Origin of the sequence: Microvirga calopogonii (assembly GCF_003347665.1) — a bacterium.
Taxonomy (GTDB): domain Bacteria; phylum Pseudomonadota; class Alphaproteobacteria; order Rhizobiales; family Beijerinckiaceae; genus Microvirga; species Microvirga calopogonii.
The window spans coordinates 35,154-57,265 of the sequence record NZ_QDGA01000011.1; the positions used below are offsets into that span (position 1 = coordinate 35,154).

A 22,112-nucleotide genomic window follows, 5' to 3' on the forward strand; every position below is an offset into this window, starting at 1 on the left:
GTTTCTGAGGCTAAACGCCGTCAAAAGGATCGCTGCGCATGGCCATCTCCGTTACCGCCGCCCTCCTCATCATCGGCGATGAGATCCTCACGGGGCGCACCAAGGACAAGAATATCGGCTACATCGCCGAGTACCTGACCGGGATCGGCATCGATCTGCGCGAGGTGCGCGTGGTGCCGGACGTCGAGGAGGAGATCGTGGCGGCGGTCAACGCCCTGCGCGGCCGCTACACCTATCTCTTCACCACCGGCGGCATCGGACCGACCCATGACGACATCACGGCCGACTGCATCGCCAAGGCGTTCAATGTCGGGATCGGGCACGATCCCCGGGCGGTCGCCATGCTGCAGGAGCGCTACCAGCCGCACGAGCTGAACGAGGCCCGCCTGCGCATGGCCCGGATCCCCGAAGGGGCCGATCTCATCGAGAACCCGATCTCCAAGGCGCCCGGGTTCCGGATCGGCAATGTGTTCGTGATGGCGGGCGTGCCGTCCATCATGCAGGCCATGCTCGACATCATCGCGCCGTCGCTCCAGACCGGCGCCCGCATGATCATCGAGACCATCGAAGCCGAGGGGCTGGCCGAGGGCATCTATGCCGAGGGCCTGGGCCGGATCGCCTCGTCGAACGCGGGTGTGTCCATCGGGTCCTATCCGTCGTTCTCGACGAGCGGCTTTCGCAACCAGATCGTCGTGCGCGGCAAGGACCCGGATGCGGTCGCAGGTGCCGCCGCCGCCGTGCGTGAGCTTCTCGGTCGCCTGAAAGGCGACCGGGCGCCCCTGTAAGAGTTAATTGTTTTACCCGACAGCCCTATACGAGCAGAACAATGTCCCCGACCTCTCCAAAAGCCTTCCCCGTCTCCTGGGATCAGTTCCACCGCGATTGCCGGGCTCTCGCCTGGCGTCTGGCCTCCGCCGGTCCGTTCGAGGCGATCGTCTGCATCACCCGCGGCGGCCTCGTGCCGGCCGCCATCGTGGCGCGCGAGCTCGACCTGCGGCTCATCGAGAGCGTCTGCATCGCGAGCTATCACGACTACAAGAACCAGGGCGACCTTCAGGTGCTGAAGGACATCGCGCCTTCGATCAAGGCCGTGGGCGACGGGCAAGGTAAGGGCGTCCTCGTGATCGACGACCTCACCGATACCGGCAAGACCGCCAAGATCGTACGCGACATGCTCCCCAACGCACATTTCGCAGCAGTCTACGCGAAACCCGCCGGACGTCCCCTGATCGACACCTTCGTGACGGAAGTGAGCCAGGATACCTGGATCTACTTCCCCTGGGATATGGGCCTGGCCTATCAGGCTCCGATCCGCGAAGGCTCGGCTGGCTGACGGATCGAGGGGCGCCCGTGACGGAGTTCGACATCGCGCGGACGCGCAAGAGCCTGTTCGGCGCCCTTCTCGATGCGAGGGACCGGTTCGGCCGGAACAAGGTCGCTCTCGAGGACCTCGAGCGCCAGCCGATCACCTTCGGGCGCCTCGTCCTGGGCTCGCTCGTCCTCGGGCGCAAACTGGCAGGCCTGACGGGCGAGCGCGAGACGATCGGCGTGCTGCTCCCGAACGTCCAGGCCATCGCCGTCACCCTGTTCGGGCTCAACGCGTTCGGACGCGTTCCGGCCTTCCTGAACTTCACGGCCGGAATCAAGAACCTGAAGGCGGCCTGCGAGTTGGCCGGGATCGAGACCATCGTCACCTCCCGCCGCTTCGTCGAGCAGGGCAAGCTCGACGACATCGTGGCGACCTTGGGGGAGGGGCGGCGGGTCCTGTGGCTGGAGGATGTTCGTGCGCAGCTGACGAGCTTCGACAAGCTTCGTGGCCTCGTCGATTCCTGGATGGCGCGGCGCGTTCACGCCGGAGCCGCGGTGGCGCCCGACGATCCGGCCGTCGTGCTGTTCACGTCCGGCTCGGAGGGAGTGCCGAAAGGCGTGGCGCTTTCGAACGCCAACCTTGTCGCCAACGCCTATCAGGTCAAGGCGCTCGCGGGCGACGTGCTGCGGCCGGACGACGTGTTCTTCAACCCCCTGCCGATCTTCCATTCCTTCGGCCTGACGGCAGGGCTGCTGACCGCGGTTCTCAACGGCATGAAGTCCGTGCTCTATCCGAGCCCGCTCCATTATCGCCAGATCCCGAAGCTCGTGGCCGGCACCCGCGCCACGATCGTGCTGGCAACGGATACCTTTCTGCAGGGCTATGCCCGCGCGGCGGGCGAGAACGATCTGGCGAGCGTGCGTTACGTCATCGCCGGCGCCGAGCGGGTGAAGGACGAGACGCGCACGCTCTGGGCCAAGTACGGCACGGTGATCCTGGAGGGTTACGGTGCCACCGAATGCTCGCCCGTCATCGCCGTGAGCCTGCCGGATCGCAACAGACCCGGCTCTGTCGGGCCGATCCTGCCGGGGATCGAGTGGCGGCTTGACCCGGTCGAGGGCATCCACGAGGGTGGTCGCCTTCATGTGCGCGGCCCGAACGTGATGAAGGGCTACCTCGATCCGACGGCGCAGGGAGGCATCCGTCCACCCGTCGAGGGATGGCACGATACCGGCGACATCGTCACCGTCGAAGACGGGATCGTCACCATCCGGGGCCGGGCGAAGCGTTTCGCCAAGATCGGCGGCGAGATGATATCGCTGGCCGCCATCGAGGCGACGGTTCAGAGCCTCTGGCCCGACAACAGCCATGTGGTCGTGGCCGTGCCGGATCCGCGCAAGGGCGAGCAGATCATCCTCATCACGGACAAGCCGGATGCGGACCGGGACGCGCTGCTGGCTCATGCCAAGGCGCAGGGCTTTCCCGAACTCTGGATGCCCCGCTCCATCCTCGTCTCCGGCATTCCGGTCCTGGGCTCGGGCAAGACCGACTACGCCGCCGCCGTCGAGTTGGCGCGTCGTCTGCAGCCGATGCTTTAGATCCCCAAGCTCTCTTCCGGAAAACCTCGAACCAGCGCGTAACCGGGTCCGCCTTTCCACGTTGTAATGCGTGAAATGTGCTCCCGTCGGATGCGTCTGTATGAAGGGTCCGGGTATGAGACGAGTTGCTCTTGTTCTGGTTGCGTTGTGTTTTGCTTCGAGCACGTTCGCTCAGAATCGGCCCTTCACACCCAGTATGACCTGCGATCAGGCTCGCGGCCTCGTATTTTCGCGCGGCGCTGTTGTACTCGGCACGGGCACGTACACTTACGACCGTTACGTCCGCGACCGCAGTTTCTGCGAAAACAACGAGACCATCGATCCGCGCTACGTACCGGCGCGGGATACGCCGCAATGTTTCGTCGGTTACGTCTGCCGGGACGCGGATTATTTCTACGACGATTGAGGACCAAGCGACCTGCTGGTCGCGCGATGGAAAGCAATTTCGCTCTCTCCGGTCCGGTCGTTCCAATGACCGAGCCGGCGCTCTCAACGACCCAACGTAACTCTGCTCCGGGCGGCGTATCTCCTCTGTTGAAATAATGACACGCTGGCCGAGATAATCCTGCACGCTGTCAAAATTTGCTTATCTTTTCAGCAGATTGCGTCTGTATGGGCGAACAGCGTGGCTGCACCCGTTGCACGAAGCCGACGCTTGATTATGGTCACGGTTGTATATGAGTCACGGACTCAGGAACTTTTGGAGACAACCATGAAGCTCGCTAAGAGCCTCTTCCTCGGATCGGTCGCGGGTCTCGCGGCTATCGCAGGGGCACAAGCTGCGGACCTTCCTGCGAAGAAGGCCGCTGCCGTCGAATACGTACGCGTCTGCTCCACCTACGGCGCAGGCTTCTTCTACATCCCCGGCACCGAAACCTGCCTCCGCATCGGCGGCCGTGTTCGCGCCGAATTCCTCTACGTTGAGCCGAACGATCGCGCTCAGGACGCCATCGGCTTCCGTGCTCGTGGCCGCATCCAGCTCGATGCCCGTACCGCCACCGCCTACGGTCTGCTCCGCACCTTCGTGCGTTTCGAGATGACCCGCGATACCGGCTCGTACGGCTTCAGCTCGACCTCGCCCAACGTCGACCAGGCCTTCATTCAGTTCGGCGGCCTCACCGCCGGTCGCACGATCTCGTTCTTCATGAACAGCGACCTGCCGAACGAGAACTGGGGCACGCTGCGCTTCTACGACGCTCCGACGGTGAACGCCTTCGCCTACACCTTCTCGTTCGGTAACGGCTTCTCGGCCACGCTGGCGATCGAAGAAGGCAGCTTCACCGGCACCACCTTCGCGAACACCTCGGTGTTCACCGAAGCCGGTCAGACGATGCCCGACATCGTCGGTAACCTGAAGTATGCCGGCACCTGGGGCTCGGCCCAGCTCGGCGGCGCCCTGCACCAGCTGCGCAGCGATAACGTGATCACCTCTCTCGGTGGCTTCAACGATTATCCGGATACGAAGCTCGGCTGGGCCGTCACGGCTCAGGGCTACGTCAACCTGCCCGCTCTGGCCGAAGGCGACGCCCTCTGGCTTGCCGCAACCTATGCGGACGGCGCTCTCGGTTACCTGGGCTTCGACCCGAACGTCACGGCCGGCGCAACCACCCGCGACGTGGTCGACGGCTATATCGGCACCAACGGCGATATCAACACCGGCCGCGGCTGGTCGATCGCCGGTGGTCTGAACCACTACTGGACCCCGACCGTCCGCCAGAGCGTGTTCGGCTCGTATGCCCGCGTCGAGTACAGCAACAACGGCGTTGCGGCCTTCGCGCCTGCCTTTGTCAGCGCATCGCTGTTCGACTTCAGCGAGTGGCGCGTCGGCACGAACCTGATCTGGTCTCCGGTTTCAGGTCTCGATATCGGTGTTGAGGTTCTCTATTCCAACCTCGATCCGCGTGGCCCGAACGGCGGCCAAGACAGCGACTCCTGGGAAGGACGCCTGCGCGTTCAGCGCGACTTCTAATCGGCTCCTCCCGATCGGATCGGAAAACCCCGGTGGCAACACCGGGGTTTTCTTTTGAATGCGGCGCACCGGGCGCGAAATGCGAACCCGCTTTCCGCCTCGACACACCAAAGCTATGGACGTGAGATCGGCTTTACATCCGGGGCTTCAATCCATTGTTCCGTCGCACCCGTCGATTCCGAATCGGCGCCTGCTTTTGCGCCCGATGCTCGATGCGGCGCGTTGCCGTATCGGAAGTGCTGCCTATAAGGTCGCGTGTGACAGGCGAGAACAAACGATCGGGGTTAGCGATGTCGAAAGCCTTCAGAAACCTGGCTTCTGTTGCGATGCTTGCAGTCGGCGTGTCCGGATGCGTGGGTGCCGCCGGTGTTTCGACCTGGGAATATCAATCCGGGCCGGGCTATGAAACGGGCCGCGTCTATGACGGCCGCGTCCAGGCGGACACGAGCCGGGGGCTCACCCATGAGGCATGCTCGACCGTGTCGAGGCGGCAGATCGGCCCGGCCGGAAACGTGGCCGGCCAGGATGTGACCGACTGTGTTTCCGAATAATCCGATGTGCCTTGAACGACGGAACGAAGGCTCACCTTGACCGTTGCCATGGGGTCAATTCCATTGTCAGGAGAGCATCATCATGAACAACATCATCTGGCTCATCGGAGCGATCGTGGTCGTTCTCGCCATCTTGTCGTTCCTCGGACTGCGATAGGGCATCGGACCCAAAAGCACTTTGGCTTTTGGGGCTATCCGATGGTCATTTTCGGCCCGCGCATCGCCTGACACGGATCTTCCGTCCCGCACGATGCACAGGCTCGTATCCATGAATCTGCAAGGCTGCTTCTTCGTCGAAGCGCCTTGCGGCTCTTGATGTTGCTCGTGCCGGCTTTGTTGCCCTGAATCTCGGCGGAGCGAGCTATTCCATCAGAAACATGACGACCGACACGACATTCAGGGCGGCCAATGCGCCGAGCAATGTCGGTACCAATGGAATGCCAAGCCGCCGGGGCGCTCGATCACCAGTAATTCCAGTCCGGGATGTGAGATGAGAGCCGTCGAAGGTCATGGCTCATCCTCTTCGTAATATGACCTAACGTAAATTGCACGTCACCTTGCACCTGAAGGGCGCTGGGCGAGGTGTGCTGCCGCACACGATGCTCCGCTCCTTGAAGAACCCAGTGTTCAAGCGAGAAACCGGATCCTCTTTTCGCGTGAAACGATACGTTAAGCCAAAAGCTTAAAGCATCGGACGTGAGTTCGACTTCACATCCGATGCTTTAATGCCGCGTGGCGGTTTTCTGAATTTGGAGAAGCTGGCCTTCGACGGCGCGCATCCGGGTCATCAAGCGATCGAGTTCCGAGAGAAGATGCTTCTCGTCCTCCTTCGCCTTCTCGACGAGATCGGGGGAGGAGCCGTGACGGATGCGTTGTATGGCATCCGCAAGCTGCCGATCCAGAAGCCGCATGTGTTGCTCCAGATCCAAGAACTCTTGATGAAGCTTGGTCTCCTTGAGCACAGTCGGGATCTCACCTGCGGACGGTCGGTTCTCAGCTTAAGCTACAGCCTGGGGGCAGGTTCCTCCAAGGCAAAAACGTCCCCGTGGCAAATTTCTTGACGGCCAAGCTGAAACGGAGCGTGAAGTTCACCGTTCTGTGATCAGGGCAGCACCCGGTGGTCGTACCACCGGGGAATTGAGTTTTTGTATTCGGCCCCTCGAACACTGTGCTTTGAAGCGCGGCAAGCGGGACAGCTGCTTGCACCGCGTTCTGTTGCGTCACGCCGACCACCCGCTTTGCGTTTCCGGGCCGGTCTTTCCAACGATCACCGAGCCTTGCGCGTCTTTGTACCCGCAGAGGGCTCCAAGAACAGCCGCCGAGCAACAAGAGGAGATCGCCGGATGGGACAGAGGATTGAGCCTAATCGTGTTGCCTTGATCGTCGAAGATGACTTCGAGGTGAGAGGCTTGGCGGCAGCCCTCCTGGAGGAGACCGACCTCAAGGTTGTCGAAGCGTCCAGCGCGGAAGAAGCCCTGGATTACCTGCGGCAGCATTCCGACGAAGTGGCCTTCCTGTTCGCCGATGTTCGCCTGCCGTGCCTGATGGATGGTCTGGACTTGGTTCGGACCGTGCGCCTGAAATGGCCGTGGGTGCGAACTCTGTTGACCTCCGGGCGGCCTCTCGATCAGCGCGAAGTCGATGTGCCGCGGGATGTCCGGTTCATGCAGAAGCCCTGGAAAGCCCTGGACGTCCTGATGGAGGCCGAGAAGGCTGCGGACGCTTCCCGGCGGAACTGACGCCACAGCGAGGGGCGTGTTCAGGCTTCAATCCCACGGTGCGCGTGGAACCTTGGCGCTTGCCAGGAATTTGCGTCAGCAGTTCGAAAGGAATGACTGATGCCGCACACGTCCATCGCCACAGGCAGCTTCCCGTCCCGCAAGGAGGCCAACCAGGCCGTTCAGCGCCTGGTGTCCGGCGGGTTCGCCCGCAACAGCATCTCCGTCCACGAGCGTGAGGATGACGATGGGTACGACCTGGAAATTCATACGCGCCGCGCGAATCTCAGGCGCGCCGAACGCCTGATCCACGACTCCGCACCTCTCTACGTCGTGCGGGAGAAGGCATCCGATGTCGTTCAAAGCGCTCGGTCGTACCCGCTGGTGCTGCTGGGAGCCGGGATCCTGACTGGATTTCTGATCTACAATCTCATCCCGCGCCAAGCAGAATCCGGCCGTCGCGATCGCCGCAGAGCCTGATTCCATGTCGCCGGCCTATCGGGACTTCCGAAGGGGAAGTCTGGTGGTCTAAAGACCTTCGTCTTCTTCTTCAGGGTAATGAGTCTGCTCCAGGCGCTCCAGCAGTTGCTGGATGCGATCGGGGGCAGGCTCCTTCAGGACATTCTGATAGTTCTGCCGCAATTGCCGTCCCAGGTCCTTCAGGAGCTCCGACTGGCCGGTCGGGGTCAGATTGCTGGAGCCGATGCTCCATTCTCCCTGGGGCCCTGCGGCATGAGGATGGTGCCGCTTTGGCATTCATGCCCTCCATCTGTTGTTCGTCCTTGAGCTTGAGAACGGGCGAGGTTGGATTGGGTTTCGGATAAGTTGATGGAAAAGAATAGTTTTTTGCCGAATGTGAGGCACTGGCCCGCAATTGGGACAAGCTTCCTTGTCCCGATAGAGTTTTCCGAGCATCTAGTACGAAAGAATGCGGCGACCCCCGGTCGCATTGGATTCAAGTGAACACTGCGCCAAAGCTCGACCTTAACGACAAAGGCGGGCTGGGTTCATGCGTGAAGTTCTCATGGTTTATTTGTGCGGTGTGATCCTGCTGCTGGCAGTCTCGACCACCATCGACCGCGACGAAGGGATTGGTCTCGATCATATCCTGATCGCCGGTTTCGGCTGGCCGATCCTGACGCCGATTCTGGCCCTGCGGGCTTGGACCAGCCGCTGAAGGTGCCGCCTATCGGAAGCGGTTCTGGCCCACAGGCACATTCCCTTGCGTCATCGATGTTGCTAATCTGAGCCGCAACTTTCTCGAATGAACCTATGTCCAGAGCGATCCTGTCCACCGCGATCCTTTTGTCGTCACTCGGCGCGGTCCACGCCCAGACGAGCTGTTATCCGCGCATCGGGGCCTATAGCGGGCAGTATGAGGGGCAATGCCCCGGTTCCGGTCTCAAATGGATGGCCATCGAGAATACGATCGGGGCTTTCGGGCGAAACTGCAACGACGAGCCGTGGACCTATAACCGCACGGAAAAGACGTTTTACAACCCCAAGGCCAACGAAAAGTTTGCCATGCAGGATTGTTATGCGGCCAACCGTGATCAACCTGCGAGCACCCTGAGGACGAGCATCGGCAGCGATGTGGTGCGCCGCTTCCATGAGAGCAAAATCCAGCGTCCCGGAACTGCTGAAGTCCAATCGGCGGCCCAGCGCTAAGGACGACGGTCCTCTCTGACGGATGTCACAGATCCCGAAGGACCTACACGATCTTGAAGTCTGCGTAGGTCATCTTCAGCCCTATGGCGAGTTTGGCAAAGGCGATCTGTTCGGCTGCTCCCGTACCGTCTGGATCGTAGTAGAGAATGCCATGATCGCGATCGTAGATGACGCGATCCGTTGCATCGTGCGCAGCTTCACCCGTCCAGAACGCCGCCGAGTTCAGGCGCCCTGTCGGACCAGCTGCCGTGAAGACGCTGTTCTCGAGCCAAACGGTGTCGTCCTTGACCGAGAAGTCTCGGATCGTATCCACATTCGTGGATTCATTCAGGGCTGCATGGAAAACGAAGGCGTCCTTTCCGGATCCTCCGCGTAGGATATCGTTACCCGAGCTGCCATAGAGTTGATCATCACTGGCTCCGCCAGAAAGGTTGTCATCGCCTGAATTGCCATAGAGGACATCATTGCCGGCATCGCCGAAGATCGTGTCGTTCGCCTGTCCGGCCTTGATCCGGTCGTTCCCGACGCCGCCGTGGATCCGGTCGATGTGTGCGGTGCCCGAAAGGACGTCGTTCACGTTCATGTATTGGAGTTGGCCGTAGAGGGGAGCCTCCGACCTGCTGACACCAACCGGGAGGCTCTTAGCCCAATCGAGACCGGCCGTATAAAGAACCGATGCAATGACGGAGTTGCTGTTCAGGTCCCCTCCGGGGGATTGCTGAAAGATGTCCGCACTGTAAGGAAGACCGGCCTTGTCGATATTGTTGGCGTGCTGAACCATCACCTTCCAAACATCGTTCGCATCCCTCGAGCCGAGGTCCAGCAGCGTTCGATGCCGTTCCTGCGGCGTGTCGGACCCTCGCCTGTCAGGCGAAGAGGCGAGGTCGGCATCGGCTATCGTTCCAAGCTGGCCGAAGCCCTCGAGAGAACCCCTGATCACCTTCTCGGACAGGACGCGTCCCGTCGCATCCGTTTCCGTCTTGACCAGATAGAGATGAAAAAAGCCGCTGTTGATGTCATGGAACTCGAGAGGCTTGGCTTCGATAGCTATAACAGTCGGCATAGGCGGCTCCTGGAACGCATCGCACGGCCCCGATATCTTCACGTCTTCATGTGTTCTTGCCCCATCAACTATGCTGCATGCTTTGCTGTTCCATGGGGCGTCATCTTTCAAGGCAATCTCATGGCCATCGTTCACGAACGTCATGATCCGTAAGGATACGTGAATTGACCGATGGCGCGGACAGGGGGAGACTGACGCGTGGCCGACAGCATTGGTTGCTCCCTCTGAAGAACTGAGGCCCTCTCGGGGGCCTCTTTTATGGGCGCTTTTCAGAAGGCTCTCAGGCCCGGAGACTCTCCAGAAGCTTTTGATAAGGCTCCCGCCGTTCGCGATATTTCAGGAGCAATTGCGCCCCGATATATCGCTTCTGCTCGGCATCGATGTTACTGTGATTGAGATGCAGGACATCCTCGCCGTATTGGAAGTCGATGTTGGTGAGCGTCCGTGCCACCCAAAGAATTTTCAGGTCCTTGTCGGTGATCATGCCCTTGGGCGCATTCCGCCCGGGGTGATGATCCGTCAGACCCATCTTGTTGACCGGCATGTGTCCCCCCTCCAGCCTTCGGACTCCGTGAGGAATAATATCGTTTCGGGATGTTCGCCGGCAACGCATGCAATCTAAGCTTGCGGAGTAAAAACCCGGCTCCAAGTCGGTAATCCGGAGGGACAGAGCCGGTGGATTTTACGAAGTCCGCTCGATCCAGCAAAGCCCGGGCCGGCCATCGCTGCTCGTCCTCGTCATCTGGCGCTGACTCGTAGGGCCACGCCGGTGAATGCCGGGTCCACCTTTCCTTGAGGTGGCCCTACGGGTCCGCACGATGCGTTCGATCCTGGAAAAGCTTAACACAAGCTTTCTGCTTCAAAGCCATTAGGTGGTACGTAGTACTCCTTAGTGATTAGAGACGGGCACCTCTCTCTTGATCGGGCCGAGACTTTGAGTCCTGATAGGGACAGGAGGGCTAGGCCCGCTCCATTTTGTCCTAGGGGGGCAATCGATGATCAAGGATCATTTGGAAGATGCCGCAGCGCAGGATGCGCCTGCAGGCGGCGGCGTGGACGATTCCGCGCAGCGCGTTGCAACGAAGTTGCTTTGCGGGAACGTTCTACTGCAGGCCGGGCTCTCACAGCTTCTTTCGGGCACCTGCTTCGACCTGGCAGGATCGGCATCGAACGAACCCGACCTCTGCATCGTCGATGCCACGGGTCATTTCCAGCAGACGCTCGAACTCATCCGTGATGCAAAGGCGCAGCATCCTGCGGCGCGGGTGGTGGCGATCTCCCACGAGTTCGACGTTCAGGCCGTGCAATCCGCCGTCGCGGCCGGGGTCGACAGTTTCTGCCTTGCCACGAGCGCGCACCAGGTTCTGATCAGGACGTTCGAGCTGACGATGCTGGGCGAGAGGATCCTGCCTGCTTCGCTCATGCGCCAGATTCTCGCCCAGGAACTCTCGTCCGCCGGTGCGGGTGAGGTCATTCCGTTGGCCGATCACCGGACGCCGGATCCGAAGGTTTCGAAGCTCTCGCCGCGGGAAACCGTGATCCTGCAGTCCCTGATGGGCGGCGACCCGAACAAGGTCATCGCGCGCAAGCTCGACATCACCGAGGCGACGATCAAGGTCCACGTCAAGGCGATCCTGCGCAAGATCGGCGTCGCGAACCGCACCCAGGCCGCCATGTGGGCAACGGGAAATCTCCGCGATGTCGGTCCGACGGCCGGCAATTTCCAAGAACTGCGGCGCATGAGCTGAAACACGGGAAGTCTCATGCCGCCATCGCGAGCAACGAGAGGACCGTTGCCCCGACGTTGATGCCCATGACGACAAGAAGCAGCGCGACCGATATGGGAAAGGGCCGCATGGCCGGTTCGTGTTCCGTCCGGTGATGGTTCGTCGCGTTCATGATGCTTTCCTTTCGGCTTTGTTCGATGGCCGGCAGGATGACGTGCTTCGGGAGAGGGCGCTGTGAAGCGCCTCACATGCCGCCACTCGTTGCTTCCCGGTCTTTCTGAAGAAACCGCGCGATCACCTTCGCTACGTCCCGCGCCCGTTCGACCGGGAGCATGTGCGTCTCGTTCCTGAAGATCTGCAGCTGCGCGGACGGAATGAGCCGGGCCGTCTCTTCGAGAGCGGCCACGTCGAAGAACGGGTCGCGTGTCGCGCCGACGATCAGGGCCGGCGCCGCAATGCGGGCGAGCCAGGACGGATCGCGGCCGAATTCCTCGCCCGCAACCGCGTTGAGTCCGCGCACGATGGTCACGGGATCGTTCATCGTCTCGTGCAGCCGCTTGCCCTCCTGTCTGAAGCGCAAACGGATGAGCCAGTTGAGCCACGGACGGCGGAAGACCAGACCGAACTCGTCGAGAAATCCTTCGAAGTCGCCAGCCCAGGCGCAGGCGATCTGCCGGTCGATGCTGCGGCGTCCCTCTGGCGAGAACCGGTGCGCGCTGACCATCAGGATCAATGCCTTCACGAGATCGGGATGATGGGCTGCGAGACGCCCGGCGACGAAGCCGCCGAAGGAGATGCCCATCACGGTGGCCGGGCCGATGTCGTTCCGCAGGATCCGCGCGACGTCGTCGACGATCGTCTCGACGGTGTAATCGGCGGGCGGCGACGGCTCGTAGCCCAGGATGTAAACGGGTCGGCCGGGCGGCAGGAGGCGGGCGATGCGCCTGGCATCCCTCAGCGCCCGTGCCGGGGTCGGGCGCCTGACGAAAGCCTGCCCGCCGTTGAGCACGACGATAGGATTGGGGCCTGAACCCGATTTCACATAGGGAATCTTGTTCAGGAAGAAGCCCGATTGAAAGTCCTTCATGGTGGATACGCGAGGTCGGAAGCAGCCGCTCCGGGAGCGTTCGATTGTCTGCAGGGAACGGCCGCAAAGGGGATGAACATCTGCCTCGAATGCCGTTTCCCATCGGGCGAACGGCAAAGCGCGCCAGTCGTGTGCTGGAGCGGGTGCGCAAGGCAGGAATGGAGCCGACGGACACTGGAAGAGTGGCGGCGGCTGGCGGCCGGGACGATGTTCCTAATCAGCCTTGGACGTTACGTCAACCGCCGAGCTTGATTTGATAGTGAGGCCTAGGGATCTCGCCAATCTTAAGGGCATGCCTGAGATGAGAGCATAGATCCTCCCACGTCATCACCGGCCTTGTGCCGGTGATCTCGATATTGTCGATCGCACCGCTCTTCTGAATTGGGATGGCCGGCACAAGGCCGGCCATGACGGAGAGGATGGCGCTTTACGAGCCGTCCCCTCGACATCAGGATCTGAGCGAAACGGCCGGAAGATCCTCGATGGCCGGCCGGGCGAAGAGGAAGCCCTGGAACAGGCTGATGCCGGCGTCCCGCAGGGTGGCGAGCTCCGCTTCCGTCTCGATGCCCTCGGCGATGATCGCGATGTCGAGGGCGCGGGCCATCACCAGGATGCCGGCGATGATGGCCTGACGTGCGGACGAGTCCGTGATGCCGCGGACGATTTCCATGTCGATCTTGATCAGATCGGTCTGGAAGTTGGCGAGGAGGTTCAGCCCCGCATGGCCTGCGCCGAAATCGTCGATGGCCGTGATGAACCCGAGGCGCTTGTACTCCGCGATGATCCGGGCGACGTGCTTCGTGTCCGTCATCCGCTCGTTTTCCGTGAACTCGAACATGATCCGCCGGGTGTCGAAGCCCACGCGACGAGCGCTCTCGAGGGACGTTCTGATGCAGGCCGAGGGCTCATAGACCGCATTTGGCATGAAGTTGATGGAAAGCCTCGTCTCCTCGGTTCTCGGGAACAGGCGTCCTGCCAGCTCGATGGCCTTCACCCGGCAGGCCTGGTCGAACTTGTACTGCCGGGCTTCATCGATCTGGCTCAGGATCTGCCATGCCGATTCTCCCTGCGTTCCCCTGACCAGCGCCTCGTAGCCCCAGACGATCTCCCGATCGAGATCCACGATCGGGTGGAAGGCCATGGTGAAATCGAAAGGGAGCGGTTCGCTGTTCCGGCATCCCTGGCAGCCCGATTTCATGTCCACTGGCGTTTCCGATCCGATGATGGGGGAATTTCACAAAGCCATACGGGGAAAGATCTTGCGATTGCCCTAACGTGAGGAAAGGCACATCCGGGCCATGGGGATTCGGGCAATCTCGCAGGCTGCCGCAGTTCTCAACCCCGCGCCGGCAGAGCACAACGCGAAGCCAGTCCACTTCCAGGGGAGGGCTGACGGTTCATCGTTGATGCAAGGAATGCGGGAGGTGCTGCCATGACCAGTCGCCGATTTGCCTTTCCACCCTCCGACGATGCGATCTTTCTGACCGACGGGGGGCTCGAGACCACGCTCGTCTTTCTCGAAGGCCTCGATCTTCCCTGCTTCGCGGCCTTTCCGCTTCTGCGAAGCGAGGAGGGGCGGGCGCGGCTGGAACGATATTTCGAGCCATACATCCGCACCGCCGTGGAGCGGGATGTCGGGTTCATCCTGGATACGCCCACATGGCGGGCCAATACCGATTGGGCCGCGAAGCTGAATGTCTCGCCTGCCGAACTGGCGAACGTGAATGAGGAGGCCGTGCGCTGGGCTGCCTCACTGCGAGACAGGCTCTCAGACACCAGGGAGCGCGTCCTGATCAATGGCGCCATCGGCCCGCGCGGGGACGGCTACAGAGTCGATACGCAGATGACGTCGGAAGAGGCGCAGGCCTATCATGCGCCGCAGGTGGAAGCCTTTCGCGAGGGTGGAGCGGACATGGTGAGCGCCGTCACCATGAACTATGCGGAGGAGGCCATCGGCATCGCGCGCGCGGCGGAGGCGCTCGGCATGCCGGTGGTGATTTCGTTCACGGTCGAAACGGATGGCAGGCTCGCCTCCGGCGAGACGCTCCGATCCGCCATCGAAAGAACGGATCGCGAGACCGGTCATGTTCCGGCTTATTACATGATCAACTGCGCACACCCGACCCATTTCGACGGCATCCTGTCCGGGAATGACGAATGGATCCGGCGCATTCGAGGGCTGCGCGCCAATGCCTCGGCCAAAAGCCACGCGGAGCTTGATGAATCCACCGAGCTCGACCCGGGCGACCCTGTCGATCTCGGGCGGCGTTACCGGGCGCTGCGCCAGCGCATGACGCAGCTTTCCGTGCTCGGGGGATGCTGCGGCACCGACCATCGCCACATCGCGGCGATCTGCGAGGCCTGCATTCCATCGTCAGGCCGAGCGGCGTGAGGATTCGATTTCGCCCCTGTGCCGATCCCAGGGCCAGCGGCCCTCGATCTCGACTTCGAGCGAGAAGCTGAGGAACGTCCGAATGAGGACGATGCCGCCGAGGATCAGAAGGCTCTGAATCGTCGGCTCGATGGCGACCGTGTTGATGATGTCGGCGGCGACGAGGAATTCGAGGCCGAGCAGAATGGCGCGGCCCACATTCGAGCGATACAGGGTGAACGCATCCGCTCCCGGACGGCCATGCAGAATCTGCCAGAGCGCGGCGATGCTCGATCCGAGGATGCCGAGGACGATGATGGCGATCCCGCCGACCTCGATGGCGCGTGTCGTCAGTTTGAGCGCCGAGAAAAACCAATCGTCCATGAGCGTTCCTTCCGCCTCATGGACATAGATTCATAGGACACCTTGGCAATGTAGCCAGAGAGGGTGATTTGGGGAAAAGAGCGGCTTCTGGCGTGGATGCCTCGAGCGCGCTGCTGTCATTCCGGGGCGAGCGCTAGCGAGAGCCCGGAAACCATAAACACGACGTCTCAAGACATCACGATTACCGTGACGCGTCTTCCTGAAACGTCGGCGGCTATGGGTTCCGGGTTCCGCTGCGCGGCCCCGGAATGACAGTGGAGCAAAGCAGGTGGCGTTGCGCACCTCCTCAGGATCAGGACTCAAATGTGTGCCAGTTGACCGGGCATACTTGCGATCGGATCAGGTGAAACCCGGCTTGCTGGGAAGCCCCATGCGCTTGAACATCATCACGACCGGACACATCCCGGTGAAGGATGCCTGCACCAGATGGGCGCCGAGGAGTCCAGTGAGCCAGAGCCAGTTGATGTTCACGGTAACGGCGAGCAGCACGGAGACGATGATGAGCCCCCCGACGGTCAGAAGGATCGCGCGTTCTACGGTCATGACCATGCCTCCAGCAGAGACACGGCGATCTTACAACAAGCCTGACAGCGATAAAAGAAAAAGGGCCGGCTACTCGCCGGCCCTTTTGATTGATCTCCGTCCTGCTCAATAAGCCGAGGACACCCGCGACTCATCCTCGACGTCGAAGAGGCGCTTTCCTTGCAGCACGACCACGGGCGAACCGACGGGCACGCGGCTGTAGAGATCGATGATGTCCTGATTGAACAGGCGGATGCAGCCGCTCGACACGGACTGGCCGATGGACCAGGGCTCCGTCGTTCCATGGAGGCGGTACATGGTATCGACGCCATTGTTGTAGAGATACAGCGCGCGCGCGCCGAGGGGATTGTTCAATCCGCCTTCCATGCCGCCGGCCCAGCGGCCGTTGCGCTCCGGCTCGCGGCGGATCATGGCGGCGGTGGGCGTCCAGCGCGGCCACATGGCCTTGCGGCCGATCCGGGCGCGGCCGCTCCAGGCGAGCCCTTCCTTGCCGACGCCGATGCCATAACGGATGGCGCGGCCACCCTCGCGCACGAGGTAGAGATGGCGGGCTTCCGTATCGACCACGATGGTGCCGGGCTCCTCGCGCCCGTAATAGGCGACCTCGCGGCGCAGGAAGCGCGGATCGACTTCGGAAATGTCGGTGGCGGGCAGGGGATGCGGCTCGTCCGGGCGCGGTCCGTACATGGCCGCATAGGCGGGATCGATGCGGCGGACGGCTTGCTGCGTGGGGCCTTGTGTCGAGACACAGGCCGCCAGGGCCATGGGAAGAAGAACCGCAAGGAAGCGGGGCGCGTTGTTCAAGAGTGACGGGCGCGAAGCCAGGGCAGCAAACATCAGTGGGGTGACCTGCAGTTTCTGTTTTTGGTGTGATCTGCCGAGGCTCAGGCGCGCCGGCAATACTCATGAAGAGACATAGCCTTGGCGGTGACGACAAGGTGGATCTTGCATGGCGGAAATGTGGCAAAGCCCGGGTGTGGTTTGCAAGACACAGTATCTTGAATGCCTCGATCCATTCGGCAGTCCGCGAGTTAACACTTTTGACAGGTTCGTTAAGTTCTCTGTCTCACCCGAAGTGTCGAACGAGCGATTTCATGCAGCGGATACCCATACGGATGTTCACGATCTGTGGCATTTCCGAATTGCCGGACCAGCGCGACAGGTCCGTGACCCATGTTCTCTCGATCCTCGATCCGGACCACCCCGACCCGGAGGCATTCGGGGCTTACGATCCGCACCACAGGACCATCCTGCGCTTCCACGACATCATCCATCCGATCCCAGGGATGATCCTTCCCACGCCGCAGGACGTGGAATCCATTCTCCGTTTCGGAGAGGACGTGATGGAGGAGGGGGATGAGCGCACCGAGGGACACCTGCTCGTCCATTGTCATATGGGCGTCTCGCGCTCGACCGCCGCGATGCTGACCCTCATGGCCCAGTCCAATCCGGACGAGAGCGAGGATGCATTGTTCGAGCGGTTGGCGGAGATCCGGCCGCAGGCATGGCCGAACTCTCTCATGGTCGATTTCGCGGACGGCCTCCTGTCGCGCAACGGACGGCTCACGGATGCGCTGCGCCGGCACTACGGCCGCCAGATCCGGCGGATGCCGAATTACGTGCAGGTGATGCATGATCTCGGGCGCAGCCGCGAGGTCGAGATGGCGGCTTGAGGGGCCGAGTCTCAGGCAGGGCACTCACCTCCACGTCATGGCCGGCCTTGTGCCGGCCATCCCGATCCGGTGAGGCGCAGTCCGGTGAGGCGCAGCACGATCCGTGTTACTCCACTGTCATTCCGGGGCGCACCTCTGGTGCGAACCCGGAGCCCATAATCGCTGACGTACCAGTAATGAGCGCGCAACGTTGCGCCTTGTTCCGGTATCATAGGCGGCTATGGGTTCCGGGTTCTCGCTAACACTCGCCCCGGAATGACAGCGGCGCGTCTCGGTCAGCTCACTCTTGCATGATGCTTTTGCATGATGCTTTCCGCAGGCGCACTCGCACTCAGCGGCCCTTACCGCGCCGTCACTTTCCCCAAAGCGCCGAACTTCGCATCCGGCTTCATGGGAGTGGACGCCGTATCATCGCTCGCCAGTTCCTCGATGATCGGGCAATGGGGACGCGCATCGCCGTGACAGTTCCTGGCGAGATGCTTCAGGGTCGACGTCATTTCCTGCAGTTCCCGGATCTTTCGTTCGAGCACGCCCACATGTTCGAGCGCGATGGCCTTCACGTCCTTGCTCGCGCGCTCGCGATCCTGCCAGAGCGACACGAGGTCCGAGATCTGCTCGACGGAGAAGCCGAGATCCCGCGAGCGGCGGATGAAGCGCAGGGTGTGTACGTCGTGATCCGAATAGACCCGGTACCCGGATTCCGTGCGCACGGTCTTGGGGATCAGCCCGATGGACTCGTAATAGCGGATCATCTTCGACGATACGCCCGAAGCCGCGGCTGCCTGTCCGATATTCATGCGACACCTTCGACGGTTTGAATGTGAGAAGCCGGCTGCGCCGATGCGATGGGTGCCTTGAAGCCGCGCAGACGCAGGGCATTGCCGAGAACGAACACGCTCGACAGCGCCATGGCGCCGGCCGCGAAGATCGGCGAGAGCAGGGTGCCGTCCACCGGATAGAGCACGCCCGCGGCGACCGGGATCAGCAGGACGTTATAGGCGAAGGCCCAGAACAGGTTCTGCCGGATGTTGCGGATCGTCGCCTTCGAGAGCGCGATGGCGTTCACGACGCCACGCACGTCGCCTGACATGAGCACCACATCGGCGCTCTCGATGGCGATGTCCGTGCCCGTGCCGATGGCGATTCCGATATCGGCCTCCGCCAGGGCCGGCGCGTCGTTGATGCCGTCGCCCACGAAGGCGATGGGGCCGTGCGCCTGACGCAAGCGCTTGACCACCTCGACCTTGCCGTCGGGCAGGACTTCCGCCACCACCTCGTCGATCCCGATCCGCCTCGCGATGGCTTCGGCGGTCCTGCGGTTGTCGCCGGTGATCATGGCGACCTGCAGCCCGAGCGCATGAAGAGCTGCGATGGCCTCCGGCGTCGAAGGCTTGATCGGATCGGCCACCGCCAGGATGGCCGCCAGCCTGCCGTCGATCGCCGCATAGAGCGGGCTCTTGCCTTCGTCCCCCAGGCGGGCGGCAATGTCGGCGAAGCCGGAGACGGTGAGGCCGAGCTTCGCCATGAAGCGGTCCGCCCCCACATCCACCTTCCGCCCCTCGACCAGGGCCGAGACGCCGAAACCCGGCACGGCCTCGAAGCTGTCGGTCGGCGAGAGGGCGAGCCCGCGCCGCTCGGCCGCCGCCACGATGGCCTGCGCGATCGGGTGCTCGGAACGGCTCTCGACGGCGGCGACCAGGCCCAGGGCCTCGGTCTCGGAGAATCCGGGAGCCGTCACGAAGTCGGTCAGCTCCGGGCGTCCTTGGGTCAGGGTGCCGGTCTTGTCCAGGGCGACGACGCCGACCTCCTTGAGGCTCTGCAGGGCCTCGCCCTGGCGGAACAGCACGCCGAGTTCCGCCGCCCGGCCGGTGCCGACCATGATCGAGGTCGGGGTCGCCAGCCCCATCGCGCAGGGGCAGGCGATGATCAGCACGGCGACCGCATTCACCAGGGCGAAGGTCAGGGCGGGATCGGGACCGAGGAGGAGCCAGACCAGGAAGGTGAGGGCCGCCGCCGCCATGACGGCCGGCACGAACCAAGCGGTCACCCGGTCGACGAGGGCCTGGATCGGGAGCTTCGACCCTTGGGCCTGCTCGACCATGCGGATGATCTGGGCCAGCACGGTGTCGGCGCCGATGCGGATGGCGCGGAAGGTGAAGCTGCCGGTCCGGTTGATGGTACCGCCGACCACTTCCTTGCCATCCGATTTCTCGACGGGGACAGGCTCTCCCGTGATCATGGATTCATCCACGTAGGAAGATCCTTCCACAACGATACCATCGACCGGGACCTTCTCGCCGGGGCGGACCTGGACGAGATCGCCCGCCAGGACCTGGTCGAGGGGAACCTCCAGGACCTCGCCGTTTCGTACCACGCGGGCGGTCTTGGCCTGCAAGCCCATGAGGCGCTTGATCGCCTCCGATGTGCGGCCCTTGGCCTTCGCTTCGAGAAACCGTCCGATCAGGATGAGGGACACGATCACGGCCGCCGCCTCGTAATAGACGTTGTCCATGGCTGCGGGCAGAAGGCCCGGCAGGAAGGTCGCCACCACCGAATAGGCATAGGCCGCGCTCGTGCCGAGAACGACCAGCGAGTTCATGTCCGGAGATCCGCGAAGGAGGGCAGGAACGCCCTTCCGGAAGAAGCGCAACCCGGGTCCGAACAGGACAAGGGTGGTCAGGGCGAACTGCATGTACCAGCTGTTGCGATGCCCTAGCGTTCCCATGATCCAGTCATGGATCGCCGGGATGAAGTGGGAACCCATTTCGAGGATGAAGACCGGCAGGGTCAGGATCGTGGCGACCAGCACGGCCTGTCGGAGACCGGCGATTTCGGCCTCCCGTGCCTCCCGTTCCCGGTCCGCCTGGCCGTCCTCTCGCTGGATCGGCTTCGCCTCGTAGCCGGTCTGCTCAACGGCATCGATCAGGCGGGTCACGATATCCGCACCGCCGAGATAGCGGACGGAGGCCCGTTCGGTGGCGAGATTGACGGAGGCCTCCACCACGCCTGGAACCCGCTTGAGCGCCTTCTCGACCCGGTTGACGCAGGAAGCACAGGTCATGCCGTCGATCTTCAACTCGACCGTGCTCTCGGACGGGTCGTAGCCCACTGCGCGGATGGCTTCCGCGACCGCCGCGGGATCGGCTCCCGAGGGGGCAAATTCCACGTGCGCCCTTTCCGTCGCCAGGTTGACGTTCGCGGCCGTGACGCCCTTCACCGAGCGGATCGCCTTCTCCACGCGACCGACGCAGGAGGCACAACTCATTCCCTGGACGGGAATGTCGATGCTATCGATAGAGGCAGGTCTGCCGGCGGTCATGGTGAATCTCCTGATCCTCATATGGGAACAGGGTGTAATCTTTCCAATCATGGGAAGGTCAAGCGGATGCAAACATGGGTCTCGGAGATCTGGAGCGGCGGAGCCCTGGCTTGGGAACCATGCTTGAGCCTGGGTCATTGATCCGACACGTTTGCCACCTAGGTGGCAGATGCGACTTCCCGTTTTGTCGAACGACGCGGTAGTTTGACCTTCAACGAACAATAGAGCCGGTGCCGACCTTTGAAGCATAGCGACAAACAGGGGCCAACCCTTCGGATCCTCACGTATAACGTCCATCGTTGGCTCGGCACGGACAGGAAGATCTCACCGCAGCGAATCGCCGACGTGATTGCATCTTGCAATCCGGATGTCGTCGCCCTGCAGGAGGTGCGCGTCGGGCGCGTGCGGGCAGGGGAGATCGACCAGGCTGCGGCCGTGGCGTCGAGGCTCGGCATGGATCTGCACTTCCAGCCCACGATTCGCATCCTGGGAGAGCAATACGGCATTGCAGTCCTGACCCGCCACGCCTCGAAAATCGTGAGGTCGAGCCGTCTTCCGACTCAATCGACGAGGCCGTCCTTCGAGAAGCGCAGCGCCCTCTGGGTCTCCGTCGAAATCGACGGCCAGACGATCCAGGTGGTCAACGCCCATCTCTCGCTCCGCTCCGGAGAGCGGCGAACCCAGGCGGCCGCTCTCATCGGGCCCGATTGGATCGGCCATCCGGATTGCGGCGATCCGGCCGTGCTGCTTGGGGATTTCAACGCGCCGCCTTACTCGCGTTCCTATCGGCTGATCGCGAACCGGATGCAGGACGCTCAGCTGTCGAATTCCTTCGGAGAGCCACAGCCGACATTCCACACGCGTGCGCCCGTCCTGCGCCTGGACCATGTCTTCGTGACCAAATCCATCGAGGTGGTCGACGCCGGTCCGGTGCGGAATCCCATGACGCGCGTCGCATCGGATCACTTTCCGCTCCTGGCGGAGCTGCGGGTACGCAAACGGCTGGGCACTTCCGTGCAGAGGCGGGCGCACGAGGGTGAACTCCTTTAGATTGTCGTTTCGCCGGCACAGGAAATAATGGAGCAGCTCGGCCCAGGTGCCTTGAAGGCGCTCTCCCGCGACATATTAATAG

At 62.3% G+C, this 22,112-nt stretch carries 26 protein-coding genes; 14 read left to right on the forward strand and 12 right to left on the reverse strand.

All coding sequences use genetic code 11. The features are described 5' to 3' along the window. Window positions 1-38: 38 nt before the first annotated feature. The 6 genes from DDF70_RS11645 to DDF70_RS11670 all read left to right on the forward strand — a co-directional run bounded on the left by DDF70_RS11645 (window position 39) and on the right by DDF70_RS11670 (window position 5,427). Window positions 39-785, forward strand: a complete 747-nt coding sequence (locus DDF70_RS11645; protein WP_114945039.1) for a competence/damage-inducible protein A — start codon at window positions 39-41, stop codon at window positions 783-785. Window positions 786-826: 41 nt separating this feature from the next. After that, window positions 827-1,333 (forward strand): xanthine phosphoribosyltransferase, encoded by a 507-nt coding sequence (gene gpt, locus DDF70_RS11650; RefSeq protein ID WP_009494102.1) that lies wholly within the window; start codon window positions 827-829, stop codon window positions 1,331-1,333. Window positions 1,334-1,350: 17 nt separating this feature from the next. Then, complete coding sequence (locus DDF70_RS11655) at window positions 1,351-2,907, forward strand: AMP-binding protein (RefSeq protein ID WP_114945040.1); 1,557 nt, start codon at window positions 1,351-1,353, stop codon at window positions 2,905-2,907. Between the two features lie 196 nt (window positions 2,908-3,103). After that, window positions 3,104-3,313 carry a hypothetical protein gene (locus DDF70_RS11660; protein WP_342633912.1) on the forward strand — a complete coding sequence of 70 codons (210 nt, stop codon included), beginning with the start codon at window positions 3,104-3,106 and terminating at the stop codon, window positions 3,311-3,313. Between the two features lie 306 nt (window positions 3,314-3,619). Beyond that, window positions 3,620-4,876: a porin gene (locus DDF70_RS11665; RefSeq protein WP_114945041.1), complete on the forward strand. Its 1,257-nt coding sequence runs from the start codon at window positions 3,620-3,622 to the stop codon at window positions 4,874-4,876. 290 nt (window positions 4,877-5,166) lie between these two features. Beyond that, entirely contained in the window at window positions 5,167-5,427 is a 261-nt protein-coding gene (locus tag DDF70_RS11670) for a hypothetical protein (protein WP_114945042.1), read from the forward strand. A 722-nt stretch (window positions 5,428-6,149) separates the two neighbouring features. Here the strand turns inward: DDF70_RS11670 and DDF70_RS11675 are convergent. Next, window positions 6,150-6,338: a hypothetical protein gene (locus DDF70_RS11675; RefSeq protein WP_162820351.1), complete on the reverse strand. Its 189-nt coding sequence runs from the start codon at window positions 6,336-6,338 to the stop codon at window positions 6,150-6,152. A 432-nt stretch (window positions 6,339-6,770) separates the two neighbouring features. Here DDF70_RS11675 and DDF70_RS11680 point away from each other — a divergent pair, with 432 nt between their 5' ends. Then, the gene (locus DDF70_RS11680) at window positions 6,771-7,166 is read left to right on the forward strand and encodes a response regulator (protein WP_114945044.1); all 396 of its coding nucleotides are present in this window, start codon (window positions 6,771-6,773) and stop codon (window positions 7,164-7,166) included. Window positions 7,167-7,265: 99 nt separating this feature from the next. Beyond that, a complete protein-coding gene (locus DDF70_RS11685; RefSeq protein WP_114945045.1) occupies window positions 7,266-7,625 on the forward strand; it encodes a hypothetical protein in 360 nt (119 codons plus the stop codon). A 48-nt stretch (window positions 7,626-7,673) separates the two neighbouring features. On the opposite strand, the gene DDF70_RS11690 is transcribed toward DDF70_RS11685, so the two are convergent. After that, complete coding sequence (locus DDF70_RS11690) at window positions 7,674-7,901, reverse strand: NepR family anti-sigma factor (RefSeq protein ID WP_114945046.1); 228 nt, start codon at window positions 7,899-7,901, stop codon at window positions 7,674-7,676. Between the two features lie 253 nt (window positions 7,902-8,154). On the opposite strand from DDF70_RS11690, the gene DDF70_RS36530 reads away from it, so the two are divergent. Continuing rightward, window positions 8,155-8,322, forward strand: coding sequence for a hypothetical protein (locus DDF70_RS36530; RefSeq protein WP_162820352.1), 168 nt, complete (start codon window positions 8,155-8,157; stop codon window positions 8,320-8,322). 95 nt (window positions 8,323-8,417) lie between these two features. After that, window positions 8,418-8,813 carry a hypothetical protein gene (locus DDF70_RS11695; protein ID WP_114945047.1) on the forward strand — a complete coding sequence of 132 codons (396 nt, stop codon included), beginning with the start codon at window positions 8,418-8,420 and terminating at the stop codon, window positions 8,811-8,813. A 43-nt stretch (window positions 8,814-8,856) separates the two neighbouring features. Here the strand turns inward: DDF70_RS11695 and DDF70_RS38730 are convergent, their stop codons facing one another. Next, on the reverse strand, window positions 8,857-9,876 hold the full coding sequence (locus DDF70_RS38730) for a calcium-binding protein (RefSeq protein WP_281024359.1): 1,020 nt from the start codon (window positions 9,874-9,876) through the stop codon (window positions 8,857-8,859). Window positions 9,877-10,156: 280 nt separating this feature from the next. Next, a complete protein-coding gene (locus DDF70_RS11705; protein WP_114945049.1) occupies window positions 10,157-10,420 on the reverse strand; it encodes a hypothetical protein in 264 nt (87 codons plus the stop codon). 451 nt (window positions 10,421-10,871) lie between these two features. Here DDF70_RS11705 and DDF70_RS37980 point away from each other — a divergent pair, with 451 nt between their 5' ends. Further along, window positions 10,872-11,624 carry a LuxR C-terminal-related transcriptional regulator gene (locus DDF70_RS37980; RefSeq protein WP_245435453.1) on the forward strand — a complete coding sequence of 251 codons (753 nt, stop codon included), beginning with the start codon at window positions 10,872-10,874 and terminating at the stop codon, window positions 11,622-11,624. A 13-nt stretch (window positions 11,625-11,637) separates the two neighbouring features. Here the strand turns inward: DDF70_RS37980 and DDF70_RS36535 are convergent, their stop codons facing one another. From DDF70_RS36535 to DDF70_RS11720, 3 genes are all read right to left on the reverse strand, one after another. Continuing rightward, window positions 11,638-11,775 (reverse strand): hypothetical protein, encoded by a 138-nt coding sequence (locus DDF70_RS36535; protein WP_162820353.1) that lies wholly within the window; start codon window positions 11,773-11,775, stop codon window positions 11,638-11,640. Window positions 11,776-11,847: 72 nt separating this feature from the next. Next, a complete protein-coding gene (locus DDF70_RS11715) occupies window positions 11,848-12,690 on the reverse strand; it encodes an alpha/beta fold hydrolase (RefSeq protein ID WP_114945050.1) in 843 nt (280 codons plus the stop codon). A 448-nt stretch (window positions 12,691-13,138) separates the two neighbouring features. Then, window positions 13,139-13,888, reverse strand: a complete 750-nt coding sequence (locus tag DDF70_RS11720; protein WP_114945051.1) for an EAL domain-containing protein — start codon at window positions 13,886-13,888, stop codon at window positions 13,139-13,141. A gap of 234 nt (window positions 13,889-14,122) precedes the next feature. Here DDF70_RS11720 and DDF70_RS11725 point away from each other — a divergent pair, with 234 nt between their 5' ends. Then, the gene (locus DDF70_RS11725; protein ID WP_114945052.1) at window positions 14,123-15,082 is read left to right on the forward strand and encodes a homocysteine S-methyltransferase family protein; all 960 of its coding nucleotides are present in this window, start codon (window positions 14,123-14,125) and stop codon (window positions 15,080-15,082) included. Here the strand turns inward: DDF70_RS11725 and DDF70_RS11730 are convergent. From DDF70_RS11730 to DDF70_RS11740, 3 genes are all read right to left on the reverse strand, one after another. Beyond that, a complete protein-coding gene (locus DDF70_RS11730) occupies window positions 15,065-15,445 on the reverse strand; it encodes a DUF1622 domain-containing protein (protein WP_170316061.1) in 381 nt (126 codons plus the stop codon). The genes DDF70_RS11725 and DDF70_RS11730 overlap by 18 nt on opposite strands. A 339-nt stretch (window positions 15,446-15,784) precedes the next feature. Next, window positions 15,785-15,988, reverse strand: a complete 204-nt coding sequence (locus DDF70_RS11735) for a YgaP family membrane protein (RefSeq protein ID WP_114945121.1) — start codon at window positions 15,986-15,988, stop codon at window positions 15,785-15,787. Window positions 15,989-16,093: 105 nt separating this feature from the next. Then, window positions 16,094-16,825, reverse strand: a complete 732-nt coding sequence (locus tag DDF70_RS11740) for a L,D-transpeptidase (RefSeq protein ID WP_425374069.1) — start codon at window positions 16,823-16,825, stop codon at window positions 16,094-16,096. A gap of 278 nt (window positions 16,826-17,103) precedes the next feature. Between DDF70_RS11740 and DDF70_RS11745 the strand changes: the two genes are divergently transcribed. Further along, window positions 17,104-17,661, forward strand: coding sequence for a tyrosine phosphatase family protein (locus DDF70_RS11745; RefSeq protein ID WP_245435454.1), 558 nt, complete (start codon window positions 17,104-17,106; stop codon window positions 17,659-17,661). 341 nt (window positions 17,662-18,002) lie between these two features. Here DDF70_RS11745 and cueR read toward each other — a convergent pair whose 3' ends face one another. Next, window positions 18,003-18,458 (reverse strand): Cu(I)-responsive transcriptional regulator, encoded by a 456-nt coding sequence (cueR, locus tag DDF70_RS11750; protein ID WP_114945054.1) that lies wholly within the window; start codon window positions 18,456-18,458, stop codon window positions 18,003-18,005. After that, on the reverse strand, window positions 18,455-20,980 hold the full coding sequence (locus DDF70_RS11755; protein WP_114945055.1) for a heavy metal translocating P-type ATPase: 2,526 nt from the start codon (window positions 20,978-20,980) through the stop codon (window positions 18,455-18,457). Before DDF70_RS11755 ends, cueR begins: the two co-directional genes overlap by 4 nt. Before the next feature lie 240 nt (window positions 20,981-21,220). Here DDF70_RS11755 and DDF70_RS11760 point away from each other — a divergent pair, with 240 nt between their 5' ends. Next, window positions 21,221-22,030 (forward strand): endonuclease/exonuclease/phosphatase family protein, encoded by an 810-nt coding sequence (locus DDF70_RS11760; RefSeq protein WP_114945056.1) that lies wholly within the window; start codon window positions 21,221-21,223, stop codon window positions 22,028-22,030. Window positions 22,031-22,112: the final 82 nt, after the last annotated feature.

Excerpts from the sequence above, each read along its gene's own strand:
- DDF70_RS36530 (WP_162820352.1), top strand. The coding sequence starts at position 8,155 with ATGCGTGAAGTTCTCATGGTTTATTTGTGCGGTGTGATCCTGCTGCTG.
- gpt (WP_009494102.1), top strand. The coding sequence starts at position 827 with ATGTCCCCGACCTCTCCAAAAGCCTTCCCCGTCTCCTGGGATCAGTTC.
- DDF70_RS11705 (WP_114945049.1), bottom strand. The coding sequence starts at position 10,420 with ATGCCGGTCAACAAGATGGGTCTGACGGATCATCACCCCGGGCGGAAT.
- DDF70_RS11670 (WP_114945042.1), top strand. The coding sequence starts at position 5,167 with ATGTCGAAAGCCTTCAGAAACCTGGCTTCTGTTGCGATGCTTGCAGTC.
- DDF70_RS36535 (WP_162820353.1), bottom strand. The coding sequence starts at position 11,775 with ATGAACGCGACGAACCATCACCGGACGGAACACGAACCGGCCATGCGG.
- DDF70_RS38730 (WP_281024359.1), bottom strand. The coding sequence starts at position 9,876 with ATGCCGACTGTTATAGCTATCGAAGCCAAGCCTCTCGAGTTCCATGAC.
- DDF70_RS11660 (WP_342633912.1), top strand. The coding sequence starts at position 3,104 with ATGACCTGCGATCAGGCTCGCGGCCTCGTATTTTCGCGCGGCGCTGTT.
- DDF70_RS37980 (WP_245435453.1), top strand. The coding sequence starts at position 10,872 with ATGATCAAGGATCATTTGGAAGATGCCGCAGCGCAGGATGCGCCTGCA.
- DDF70_RS11730 (WP_170316061.1), bottom strand. The coding sequence starts at position 15,445 with ATGGACGATTGGTTTTTCTCGGCGCTCAAACTGACGACACGCGCCATC.
- DDF70_RS11685 (WP_114945045.1), top strand. The coding sequence starts at position 7,266 with ATGCCGCACACGTCCATCGCCACAGGCAGCTTCCCGTCCCGCAAGGAG.
- DDF70_RS11725 (WP_114945052.1), top strand. The coding sequence starts at position 14,123 with ATGACCAGTCGCCGATTTGCCTTTCCACCCTCCGACGATGCGATCTTT.
- DDF70_RS11745 (WP_245435454.1), top strand. The coding sequence starts at position 17,104 with ATGTTCACGATCTGTGGCATTTCCGAATTGCCGGACCAGCGCGACAGG.
- DDF70_RS11720 (WP_114945051.1), bottom strand. The coding sequence starts at position 13,888 with ATGAAATCGGGCTGCCAGGGATGCCGGAACAGCGAACCGCTCCCTTTC.
- cueR (WP_114945054.1), bottom strand. The coding sequence starts at position 18,458 with ATGAATATCGGACAGGCAGCCGCGGCTTCGGGCGTATCGTCGAAGATG.
- DDF70_RS11695 (WP_114945047.1), top strand. The coding sequence starts at position 8,418 with ATGTCCAGAGCGATCCTGTCCACCGCGATCCTTTTGTCGTCACTCGGC.
- DDF70_RS11665 (WP_114945041.1), top strand. The coding sequence starts at position 3,620 with ATGAAGCTCGCTAAGAGCCTCTTCCTCGGATCGGTCGCGGGTCTCGCG.
- DDF70_RS11735 (WP_114945121.1), bottom strand. The coding sequence starts at position 15,988 with ATGACCGTAGAACGCGCGATCCTTCTGACCGTCGGGGGGCTCATCATC.
- DDF70_RS11740 (WP_425374069.1), bottom strand. The coding sequence starts at position 16,825 with ATGTTTGCTGCCCTGGCTTCGCGCCCGTCACTCTTGAACAACGCGCCC.
- DDF70_RS11675 (WP_162820351.1), bottom strand. The coding sequence starts at position 6,338 with ATGCGGCTTCTGGATCGGCAGCTTGCGGATGCCATACAACGCATCCGT.
- DDF70_RS11715 (WP_114945050.1), bottom strand. The coding sequence starts at position 12,690 with ATGAAGGACTTTCAATCGGGCTTCTTCCTGAACAAGATTCCCTATGTG.
- DDF70_RS11690 (WP_114945046.1), bottom strand. The coding sequence starts at position 7,901 with ATGCCAAAGCGGCACCATCCTCATGCCGCAGGGCCCCAGGGAGAATGG.
- DDF70_RS11645 (WP_114945039.1), top strand. The coding sequence starts at position 39 with ATGGCCATCTCCGTTACCGCCGCCCTCCTCATCATCGGCGATGAGATC.
- DDF70_RS11755 (WP_114945055.1), bottom strand. The coding sequence starts at position 20,980 with ATGACCGCCGGCAGACCTGCCTCTATCGATAGCATCGACATTCCCGTC.
- DDF70_RS11680 (WP_114945044.1), top strand. The coding sequence starts at position 6,771 with ATGGGACAGAGGATTGAGCCTAATCGTGTTGCCTTGATCGTCGAAGAT.